Origin of the sequence: Kitasatospora sp. NPDC058218 (assembly GCF_042882445.1) — a bacterium.
GTDB lineage: Bacteria > Actinomycetota > Actinomycetes > Streptomycetales > Streptomycetaceae > Kitasatospora.
In genome coordinates, this window is record NZ_JBHVWC010000053.1 from 1 (window position 1) to 10,494 (window position 10,494).

9 protein-coding genes are annotated in these 10,494 nt (G+C 72.9%); 4 read left to right on the plus strand and 5 right to left on the minus strand.

Annotated elements, in window-relative coordinates; all coding sequences use genetic code 11:
• Positions 1 to 1,161, minus strand: a 1,161-nt coding sequence (locus ACFVYI_RS29460; protein WP_387891214.1) for an ALF repeat-containing protein, incomplete at its 3' end; no start/stop codon positions are given.
• A gap of 338 nt (positions 1,162 to 1,499) precedes the next feature.
• Here ACFVYI_RS29460 and ACFVYI_RS29465 point away from each other — a divergent pair.
• Both ACFVYI_RS29465 and ACFVYI_RS29470 read left to right on the plus strand, forming a co-directional pair.
• Entirely contained in the window at positions 1,500 to 2,372 is an 873-nt protein-coding gene (locus tag ACFVYI_RS29465; protein ID WP_387891217.1) for an AAA family ATPase, read from the plus strand.
• Complete coding sequence (locus tag ACFVYI_RS29470; RefSeq protein ID WP_387891219.1) at positions 2,369 to 3,895, plus strand: VWA domain-containing protein; 1,527 nt, start codon at positions 2,369 to 2,371, stop codon at positions 3,893 to 3,895. Before ACFVYI_RS29465 ends, ACFVYI_RS29470 begins: the two co-directional genes overlap by 4 nt.
• Positions 3,896 to 3,920: 25 nt before the next feature.
• Here the strand turns inward: ACFVYI_RS29470 and ACFVYI_RS29475 are convergent, their stop codons facing one another.
• The 4 genes from ACFVYI_RS29475 to ACFVYI_RS29490 form a co-directional block, all read right to left on the minus strand.
• Positions 3,921 to 4,925, minus strand: coding sequence for an alpha/beta fold hydrolase (locus ACFVYI_RS29475; protein ID WP_387891222.1), 1,005 nt, complete (start codon positions 4,923 to 4,925; stop codon positions 3,921 to 3,923).
• 143 nt (positions 4,926 to 5,068) lie between these two features.
• Entirely contained in the window at positions 5,069 to 6,379 is a 1,311-nt protein-coding gene (locus ACFVYI_RS29480) for an RNA-guided endonuclease InsQ/TnpB family protein (protein WP_387891225.1), read from the minus strand.
• 244 nt (positions 6,380 to 6,623) lie between these two features.
• Entirely contained in the window at positions 6,624 to 6,887 is a 264-nt protein-coding gene (locus ACFVYI_RS29485; RefSeq protein WP_387891228.1) for a Clp protease N-terminal domain-containing protein, read from the minus strand.
• A 412-nt stretch (positions 6,888 to 7,299) separates the two neighbouring features.
• Positions 7,300 to 8,154, minus strand: a complete 855-nt coding sequence (locus ACFVYI_RS29490) for a siderophore-interacting protein (RefSeq protein ID WP_387891230.1) — start codon at positions 8,152 to 8,154, stop codon at positions 7,300 to 7,302.
• A gap of 92 nt (positions 8,155 to 8,246) precedes the next feature.
• Here ACFVYI_RS29490 and ACFVYI_RS29495 point away from each other — a divergent pair, with 92 nt between their 5' ends.
• Complete coding sequence (locus ACFVYI_RS29495; protein ID WP_387891233.1) at positions 8,247 to 9,062, plus strand: TetR/AcrR family transcriptional regulator C-terminal domain-containing protein; 816 nt, start codon at positions 8,247 to 8,249, stop codon at positions 9,060 to 9,062.
• A gap of 155 nt (positions 9,063 to 9,217) precedes the next feature.
• Positions 9,218 to 10,494: choice-of-anchor A family protein (locus ACFVYI_RS29500; RefSeq protein ID WP_387891348.1), on the plus strand; the 1,277-nt coding region annotated here is incomplete at its 3' end.

Sequence of the window (10,494 nt, forward strand, 5' to 3'; positions counted from 1 at the left end):
GCCGCGGGCGGCGTCACGCGCCGACTGGGCGGCCGCGCGGGCGGCACCGGCCTCGGCCGCGTTGCCGGCGGCGGAGGCCGCGGCGTTGTAGGCGCGGGCGGCGGCCTGACCGGCCGCGGCGGCGGCCGAGGCCGCCGAGCGGGCGGCGTTGGCGGCCGTACGGGCGGCGGACACCGCCGCGTTCGAGGCGTCGATCGCGGTGCGCGCGGCGGCGGCCGCGCCCTCGGCGGCCTGGGCAGCGCGGTTGGCCGCGGCGCCCGCCTTCTCGACGTCGTCCTTGGCCGCGGCCGCCTCGGCGGCGGCGGTCTGGGCGGCCTTCTTGGCCTCCGCGGCAGCCTTCTCGGCGCGGGCGCCGGCCTCCTTGGCCGCGTCGGTCTCGACCTTGGCCCGCTTGCCCGCCTCGGTGGCGGCCTGGGCGAGCTGCGAGATCGACAGCGTCTCCTGGTCCCGGGTGCGGGCCAGGTACTGGCCGGTCTCCAGGAAGGCGCTGAGGTCCTCGGGCGTCCCGCTGAGTGCGCGGTTGGCCTGCTTGACGAACTCCGGGCCGGGGTTCTGGCCGAGCATGGTGAGGACGGTGACGCGGTCGTCCTCCGCCTGGGCCCGGGCCCGACCGGTGGTCAGGAAGTCGTCGAGCGCCTTGGCGGTGCCGTCGTTGAGCGCCTTGGTCCCGGCCGCCCGGACACCGGAGTCGCCGTTGTTGATGATGCCCAGGACCGCCACCCGGCGGTCGTCGTTCATCGGGTTCTGCCAGCCGGACAGCATGAACGCGTGTACGTCCGCGTCCGTGCCGCTCAGCGCCTTGGAGGCGGCGTCCCGCACGCCCTGGCCGGTCGAGCTGAGCATCTTCAGGATGGTGAAGCGCTCGTCCTCGGCCGAGGCGCGGTCCAGCGTCCTGGCCAGGAAGTTGGTGATGTCGGCGTCGGAGCCGAGCAGGGCCTTCTCGGCCGCGTCCTTGGTCGCCGTGCCGCCGAGCTCCCAGGCCTCGACGACCCGGCCCCTCGCGTCGGCGGGCAGTGGCGCCGGGCCGGCCTCGGCCGGCAGCGCCTGGGCGATCGTCGTTCCGGCCATGGTGGCCGCCAGCGCCAGCGCGGTGAGCGCTGAAACCCTGGCTCGCAGGCGCCGCCGCTGCGAGGCCCCCGCCCCTGATGTCGTGTAGGTCATATCCCCTCACGTTCCCCCGGGCCGTCAAGGCCCCTTTGTGCCACAACAGTTGTCATGGCACCGCGAGGATCCTAGTTCGAATTAAGCGGAATTTGATCTACCATTTCAGTTCGTCTGAATACCTACCGGCTGGCTGGATTCTGACCCGTGAATCGGTGACAGAGCGTCCACGGAGCGTAGAAGGCACCCTTTAAACCTCTGTTGACGCACCGTTGACGCCGAACTTTCCCACCTGCGGTCCGAGGCGGTCGTCCCGGCACTCTCCGCAGGCCGGGACAGCGAAGTGACCGGCCGGTAGGGTGCTGCTCGGCACGGACGGAGCGACGGGAGTGGGGCGCATGGGCGGCGACGGCACGGGGTTCTTCGAGTCGGCGGCGCACGCCGCCGCCCAGCTGGCCGAAACCGGCTACCTGGCGTCCACCGCGGTGGCCACCACCGTCTTCCTGGCCGACCGACTGGGCAAACCACTGCTCGTCGAGGGCCCGGCCGGGGTGGGCAAGACCGAACTCGCCAAGGCGGTGGCCGAGATCAACCGGGCCCGGCTGGTCCGGCTGCAGTGCTACGAGGGCATCGACGAGGCGCGCGCGCTCTACGAGTGGAACCACGCCAAGCAGTTGCTGCGGATCACCGCCGGCCGGGACGAGGGCTGGGACCAGGCCCGCACCGACATCTTCGGCGAGGAGTTCCTGCTCACCCGGCCGCTGCTGACCGCCATCCGCGGCAACGAGCCGACCGTGCTGCTGATCGACGAGATGGACAAGGCCGACGTCGAGGTCGAGGCACTGCTGCTGGAGGTGCTCAGCGACTTCCAGGTCACCGTGCCGGAGCTGGGCACCATCACCGCGACCCGGCGCCCCTTCGTCCTGCTCACCTCCAACGCCACCCGCGAGCTCTCCGAGGCGCTGCGCCGGCGCTGCCTCTTCCTCCACCTCGACTACCCGGACGCCGAGCTGGAGCGCCGGATCGTCCGGCTCAAGGTCCCCGGCCTGGACGCCACGCTGGCCGAGTCGCTGGTCCGGGTGGTCGGCGCGCTGCGGGCGATGGGCCTGCGCAAGGCGCCGTCGGTGGCCGAGACCATCGACTGGGCCCGCACCCTGCTGGCGCTCGGCGCGGACACCCTGGACGAGGCCGTGGTCCGCGACACCCTCGGGGTGATCCTCAAGCACCAGGACGACATCCTGAAGGCCGCTCGGAAGCTCACCGCGGCATGACGGAGCGCCGCGCCCCCGCAGCCGCCGGCCCGGCCGGACCCGGTGGATCCGCCGCACCCGCCCCGCTCGACGCACCTGCCCCGCCCGCCGACCTCGCGGCCCGGCTGACCGGGCTGGTCCGGGCCCTACGCGGCCACGGACTGCGGGCCGGGCCGGCCGAGACCGTCGACGCTGCGGCCGTGCTCGACGTGCTGGGCCTCACCGACCGGGAGCAACTGCGGGCCGGCCTGGCCGCCGCGCTGCTCCGCTCCGAAGGACAACGCGCGGTCTACGACGCCACCTTCGACCTGTACTTCCCGCTCGGCGTCGGCACACCGGAGGCGGCGCGGAGCGGCCCGTCGCAGGGCGACCCGGCCGACGACGCCCGGGCCGGCGCCCGGAACGCCCGCAGCGACCTCACCGACCCCGTGCGCGAGGACCTGCGCGAGCGCCTCGCCGCCGCCCTGGCCGCCGACGACCGGGCCGCCCAGGCCCGGCTGGCCGGCGAGGCGGTGGCCGCGTTCGGCCGGTACGGGGCCGGCTCGGCGCCCGGCTCGGACGGCTGGTCCGCCCACCAGACGCTCGGCCGCCTCGCACCGGAGACCCTGCTGGCCCGCGTGCTGGCGGCGCTGCGCGCCGGCCCGGCCCCGGACACCCCCTCCGACGTCTCCGACCGCGTCCTCGCCGACGAGATCCGCCGCCGCATCCAGGACTTCCGCGCCATGGTGGGCACCGAGGCCCGCCGCCGGGTGGCCGAGGTGCGCGGCACCGAGCGGATCGCGGAGCGTGCCGTCGCGCCCAGTGCCGACCGGATCGACTTCCTCGCGGCCGGCCGCGACCAGCTCGCCGAACTCCGCCGCACCGTGCACCCGTTGGCCCGGAAGCTCGCCACCCGACTGGCCGCCCGACGGCGGCGCGCGGCCCGGGGGCAGATCGACCTGCGCCGCACGCTGCGCCGCTCGTTGTCCACCGGGGGCGTGCCGCTGCGCCCCGCCCACCGGCGGCGCCGGCCCGCCCGGCCGGAGATCGTGCTGCTCTGCGACATCTCCGGCTCCGTGGCCGGCTTCGCCGACTTCACCATGCTGCTGGTCCGGGCGATGAGCGAGCAGTTCAGCAAGGTCCGGGTGTTCGCCTTCGTCAACCGCACCGCGGAGATCACCGAGCTCCTGACCGGCAGCGGCGCCGACCCGGCCGCGCTGGCCCGGCGCATCCTCACCGAGGCCAAGGTGATGGGCCACCACGGCAACAGCGACTACGGCTCCGCCCTCGGCGAGTTCGCCGATCACCACCTGGACGCGGTCGGCCCGCGCACCAGCGTGCTGATCCTCGGCGACGCCCGGAACAACCACCGCGATCCCAACCTGCCCGCCCTGCACCGGATCGCGGGGCGGGCGCGGCGGGTCTACTGGCTCAACCCGGAGCAGCCCTCGCTGTGGGGCGAGGGCGACTCGGCCGCGACCGCCTACGCGGAGGTGGTGGAGATGCACTCCTGCCGCAACACCCGCCGGCTGGGCGAGCTGATCACCCGACTGCTGCCGATCTGACGCACCGTCAAAACGACGGCGTGACTCAAGCGTCCAGCTGGTTCAGGAAGTCCAGCAGTGCGGCATTGACCTCGGCCGGTCGCTCCTGCTGCGTCCAGTGGCCCGCCCCGGGGAGGGTGACGTGCCGGTGCAGCCTGGGCGTGAGGTGCTCCAGCAGCAGGCGCAGCGCGTCCGGGCCGATCAGCGCTGACACCATGTCCCGGTCCCCCGCCACGTAGAGCGCGGGCACGTCGATACCGCGCCCGTCGAAGGCGGCGAGCAGCTCGTTGTTGCGGTCGATGTTGCGGTACCAGTTGAGCGGACCGGTGAAGGCCCGCTCGCCGTGCCCGGCGTAGTCGGCGGCGAAGGCCGCGATGTCGTCCTCGGTGAGCCAGTCGGGCAGCTTCTCCGGGTCGGGGACGGTGTCCAGCAGAGCCTGCCCCTGCGGGACGACCCAGGCGCTCGGCGAGTCCGCGCCGGGGCGGTCGCCGGAGCCGCTGAACAGGATGCGGCGGAACGTGGAGTGCGGGTCCCGGGCGAGTTCGGCGTCGGCGACGCCGGGCTGCTGGAAGTAGATCTGGTAGAAACCCTCGCCGAACCGCTCCCGGGACTGCGCCAGCGGCGGCAGCCCGGAGACCGGCAGCGGCGGGACGCTCAGCCCGGCGACGCCGCGCACCAGGTCGGGGCGCAATGCCGCGGTCGACCAGGCGACCGGCGCGCCCCAGTCGTGGCCGACCACCACCGCCGGCCCTCCCCCGAGCGCGCCGATCAGGGCCGTGACGTCGCCGATCAGGTGGAGCAGGGTGTAGGCGTCGACGGCCGCCGGCTGCTGACTGCGGGCGTAACCGCGCTGGTCGGGGGCGACCACCCGGTAGCCGGCCGCGGCCAGCGGCGCGAACTGGTGCCGCCAGGAGTACCAGCTCTCCGGGAAGCCGTGCAGCAGCAGGACCAGCGGGCCCTCCCCCTGCTCGGCCAGGTGGAGCCGGACCCCGTTCACCTCGATGTCGCTGTGCCTGATGTCGCCGAACGCCCCGCCGGTCTGCCTGGTCACGTCGCCCACCCCTGCTCCTCATGCCGTTCCCGGATCACCACCGGACGGATGACGTCCGACCGGTCGCCATCCACCCTGCCCAGCGGAACGGCCGGCGACCCCTTGAAGGGCGAACAGGGCGACCACGGCCAGCGCGAAGGCCGTCAGAGCGGAGCGGATGGATCGAGATACTGACACGATTGTCCTTTCCCGTTGACATCCTCCCCGCGCTGAAGCACGGGGATTCCGGCCGCGTCTGCGGCACGGGGCTTGCACCCGGTGCGGCCGGCGTTCCGGTGGGTTCCTGTTTCAACGGGCCGTGCCCGGCGTGGGATCGCCACACCGGGTCCTACCGGCCCTCCGCAGGCGTTTAGCCTGTCCGCCCGCCCGGCGGCCAGGATGTTCCGAGCAGCATTGAGGTCACGATCGTGAGAGGTGCCGCACGCGCCGCACGCCCACGTGCGGATGCCGAGCGGCTTGGGTCCGTCCAGGACCCCGCACGCGGAGCACACCTGCGACGTGGGCTCGTACCGGCCGATCACGCCGACGTCCCGTCCGTACCGTGCGGCCTTCTCTTCGAGCAGCCGCCGGAAGGTGGACCATCCGGCATCGTGGACGGACTTGGCCAGGCGAGTGCGGGCCAGGCCGCGCACGTTCAGGTCCTCCAGGTAGATCACTTGGGTCTCGCGGATCAGCCTGGTCGTCTGCTTGTGCAGCCAGTCCATGCGGGTGTCGGCCACCTTGGCGTGCGCCCTGGCAACCTTCCTGCGGGCCTTCGCCCGGTTCTTCGACCCCTTCGCCTTCCGGGACAGCGCCCGCTGCGCGGCCTTGAGCTTCCTCTCCGCCTTCCGCAGGAAACGCGGGTTGTCGATCACCGTGCCGTCGGAGCAGACGGCGTAGGTGGTCAGGCCGAGGTCGATGCCGATCTCGGTGTCCAGCTCGGCGAGATGGTCCGGCTCGACGTCCACCACGAACGAAGCGAAGTACCGGCCGGACGGGTCCAGCACGATCGTCACCGACGACGGATCGGCCGGCAGCGCCCGCGACCACTTCACCCGCACGTCACCGATCCTGGCAAGGTTCAGCTTGCCGTTGCCCCGGATGCGGAAGCCGTTGCGGGAGAACCGCAGCGACTGCCGGCTGTCCTTCCGCGACTTGAACCGCGGCAGGCCCACCGGGCGACCGGCCCGCTTGCCGGACTTCGAGTCGAAGAAGTTCCGGTAAGCCGTGTCCAGGTCACGGATGGACGACTGCAACGCGTCGACCGACACGGACCCCAGCCACGACCGGGCGTCCGTCTTCTTCGCATCGGTGATCACCGACTTGGCCAGAACACCGGTCGGGATCCTCGACCGGTCCGCCTTCCGCAGGACAAGCGCATCGTTGTACACCACCCGCGCGCACCCGAACGTACGGGACAGCGCCTGCCGCTGACCCACCGTCGGATAGACACGATAGGAGTACCTGAGATACACGAGATCAACCTACCGACAGGCACTGACAACCGGATGCCGTCACCCGCACGGCGGTCCGCCTCAACGGCCAAACACCGCACCCCGACCCCGCTCCGCAGACGGTCCGCTTCTCCCCCGCAAGCGGGGGCGCCCCCACCCCCGGCCAAGACCGGGGGTATTCACGGAAGTACCCGATGAGCGGTTGACGTGCGTGGGGCGTTGCGGCACGCAGGCCCGGTGGTCGTGCCCGCCGGTTCGCCGCCGGCTACTCGGGCGGGAACACCACGTTCCGGGTCGGCGTGTTGTAGCCGGGTGAGGACAAGAGGTCATGGAGGGCGGCCGTCACCTGCTCCGGGGGGACGAAATTCGTCAGGACCTGGGTGGGCACCGCCCGCGGGTCTGCCAGGATCGCCAGGAAGAGGTGCTCGACTCCGACGTATCCGTGCCCGAGTTCGGATGCGATCCGGCCGGCTTCGTCAAGAATCGAGAGATAGCGCGGTGTAGCCGTTTGTACGTGGTCGTCCGCCATGGTGCCTCGATACCTCGTGCGTGGGACCACCGGGTGGCGGGCCCGACTCAGCGCATCGTAGTAAGAAGTCCGGAAAACACGGAAGAGATCTCTTCTCGCCAGGCTGGCCGAATGCCCGTACCGCACTCGCGGCCCTGCCGAGTCAGCATGAGCTCGGCCAAGGGCCTTGTACAGGTTGGCGGTTGGGGAGATCGGGCGAGGCCGGCCCGAGTGACGTGCCGGGGAAAGTGCGCGCATTCTGCCGACGTGGTCGGCGGCGCGACGACGTTCCCCCTGTTCGTGGCGGAACCGTCCCGTATGCCGGCGGCGCAGCACCCGGATGCCACTCGAACAAACCGCAGCCCACGGGATTCCCGCCCACTCCGGCACGGCCCGACTCCGGCGTACCCACTCCTTCGCACCCAGCCTCCCGTCACCCCGCCTGGGCAAGCTTCTCCTGTGCGTCGGCGAGGTCCTCGGCGGTGGGCGCGTCGTCCTGGGTGAGCCGGTGGCGCCAGTATCCGGCGAACTCGACCGACGTCTTGGCCGACCCGCGCTCCCCCACCAGGTGACGCCGGAGCGCCCGGACCGCCGACGCCTCACCGGCCAGCCAGACGAAGGGCGTACCGGCGGGCAGGTCCGCGGCGCGGACGGCCTCGGTCAGCGGCCCGCCGGGGGCGGCGCCGTCACGGTGCAGCCAGTGCACGGCAAGGTCGGCACGGGTGGCCAGCGGCCGGCGCTCCGCCGCGTCGGCCACCTCGACGAACGCGACCGCCCGGGCGCCCGCGGGCAGGGCCTCCAGCAGCGTGGCGATCGCGGGCAGGGCAGTCTCGTCCCCGGCCAGCAGGACCCAGTCGGCTCCGGCGACGGCGGCGGCGAGCGGGACCGGCCGGGCGTAGAGCTCGGAGGGGCCGACCATGCCGAGCCGGTCCCCCGGCCGGGCGCGGGCCGCCCAGGCGCTCGCCGGGCCGCGGTCGCCGTGCAGCACGAAGTCGATCTCCAGCACCCGGCTGCCGGGGCGCCGGCGGCGGACGGTGAAGCTGCGCATCCACGGCCGCTCGTCCTCCGGGACGGCCAGGTAGGCCTGGTACCAGCTCATCGGGTCGTCGCTGTGACCGGGCAGGACGGGCTCCGCCTGGCCGGGCCTGGGGAAGCAGAGTTTGACCTGCTGATCGGGGGTGCGGCCGACGCCCTCGTCGAGCGACTCCGCCTCGAAGGTGATGCGGGCCGTCCGCGGTGTGACCCGCTCGACCCCGATGACCTGGATGTATGTGACGGGCAATGCCACCGTCGGACCCTCCGGTTTCGGCTCCACTGATAACCTTACGCCATAAGGAATTACCTCGACGAGGATACTTTACGGCATAAGGAGTTGTTCCCGTGACCGTCTTCGCCGGCCAGGGCGATGCCCGCCGCTCGATGCCCCTGCTCTGGCGCGGGCCGGAGGAACCGCGCACCGGGCGCAGCGGCCCCAAGCCCGCCCTGAGCGTGGACGCGATCGTGGCCGCCGGGATCGCGGTCGCCGACGCCGAGGGGCTGGCCGCGCTGTCGATGCGCGCGGTCGGCGAACGGCTGGGCCGTACCGCGATGGCCCTGTACACCTACGTGCCGGGCAAGGCCGAGCTGCTCGACCTGATGCACGATCGGGTGCTCGCCGAGCTGCCCACCGGTCACGACCCCGCCGACGGCTGGCGGGCCGCCACCACGGCCTGGGCCGAGGATGCCTTCACCTGCTACCTGCGCCACCCGTGGGTGCTCCAGATCTCCCAGGCCCGGCCGGTCCTGGGCCCGGCAGAGCTGGGCGCGATGGAGACGGTGCTGCGGGTCCTGGACGGCGCGGGCCTGGAGCCGCGGCTGCTGCGCGGGGTGGTCGCCGCCCTCTGGCAGCTGGTCCGCGGGATGGCCCGGACGGCCGCCGAGGCCCGCGTCGCGGCGGCGGACACCGGCGTCGCCGACGCGGAGTGGTGGCATGCCAGGTCCGCCCAACTCGCCGAGCTCGCACCCGACTTCGCTGAGCGCTTCCCGCTGCTGACCGCCCTGGAGAGCAGCGCCGCCGCCCCCACGCCGGGGGCCGGGGACAGGGACGGGGACGACGCCGGCTACTTGGAGGACCAGACCCGGGAGGCCTTCCGCACCGGCCTCGCCGTCCTGCTGGACGGCGTCGAGACGGCGGTCGCCCGACCGGGGCGGTCATAGGGCCCGCCGCACCGCACCCGGGCCGGCGGGCGCAGTTGTCGCTGTCCGCTGCCCAGGTGACGGTTGGTCTGAGCGGGTACGCCCGGTCACCGCATCAGCGTAGGCGGGCAGTCCACCGGTGACCCGATTCGCACAAGCTGCCGGACGCTTCGACTATGGCTTCCTTCAACCGACTACTCGCCCGCGTCCGCCGACGGGCCGGCGCCCTGGCCCTCCCCTGCACCGTGATCTCGGCCCTCGTCCCGGTCCTCGCGCTCGGCCCCGGGGCCGTCTCGGCCGTGGCCGCGCCGCTACCCGGCGGCCTCGGGCCGTGCGTCCCGGGCAGTTGCCCGAACCCCTACCCGAGCTCGATCAGCAACGGTCCGTTCGCCGGCCGGGACAACGGCATCAACATCTTCGTCGGCAACGAGTTCCTGGTCACCGGCCGCGCCGCCGAGGCCGAGGGCCGCGTGGTCGTGCTCGACGGCTTCACCCAGGCCAAGGAGGTCGGGGTCAGCTCGATCTACAACGTCGGCATCGCCGGCGTCGGCTCCCGGGTCCCCCCGCCGGACGGCGCCGACTTCCTCACCACCGGCGGCGGCATCACCATCGCCCCCGGCCAGAGCCTGGTCGCCGAGGGCGGCGTGGTCCGGCACGCCGGCGCGGTCACCGGCACCGTGACCGGGACCCTGGTCACCGACCCCAACGCCGTCCAGCCCTACAGCGGCCTGCGCGCCCAGCTCACCACCGCGTCCGACTGCTACGCCCGCGTCGACGGCACGCTCCGCACCCCGACCGGCACGGCGGTCAACCAGGGCGGGCAGACCCTGTTCACCGGTGACGGCAGCTCGGCCCTCCAGGTGTTCAACGTCGACTTCGACCTCACCGGATCGACCGGCGGCCAGCAGGGCATCGTCTTCGCGAACATCCCCTCGGGCGCCACGATCCTGGTCAACGTCCTCGGCGCCACGCGGACCCTGAACACCTACAGCGGCGGCATCAACGACACCGACGACCCGCTCAACGCCTACCGCGACCACCTGCTGTGGAACTTCCCCGACGCCACCACCGTCACCCTGGCCGGCACCGGCCAGTTCCAGGGCAGCTTCCTGATCGGCCGGCAGGCCTCGCTGACCACCGTCACCCTCGCGGGGATCAACGGCCGGTTCTTCACCTCCGGCTCGCTCACCCACACCAGCCTCCCGACCGGAGGCGGCGGCCAGGAGTTCCACTCCTACCCGTTCAACGGCGACCTCCCGACCTGCGGCACCCCGCCGGTCACGGGCGAGGTCCGGGTGCTGAAGACCGACGCCGCCACCGGCGCACCCCTCGCCGGCGCCGTCTTCGACCTCTGGCAGGAAACCAACAACACCCCCGGCCTCCAGACCACCGGCATCAACCCCGACACCCAGATCGGCACCACCTGCACCACCCCCACCGACGGCATCTGCCG

Excerpts from the sequence above, each read along its gene's own strand:
- ACFVYI_RS29465 (WP_387891217.1), top strand. The coding sequence starts at position 1,500 with ATGGGCGGCGACGGCACGGGGTTCTTCGAGTCGGCGGCGCACGCCGCC.
- ACFVYI_RS29470 (WP_387891219.1), top strand. The coding sequence starts at position 2,369 with ATGACGGAGCGCCGCGCCCCCGCAGCCGCCGGCCCGGCCGGACCCGGT.
- ACFVYI_RS29485 (WP_387891228.1), bottom strand. The coding sequence starts at position 6,887 with ATGGCGGACGACCACGTACAAACGGCTACACCGCGCTATCTCTCGATT.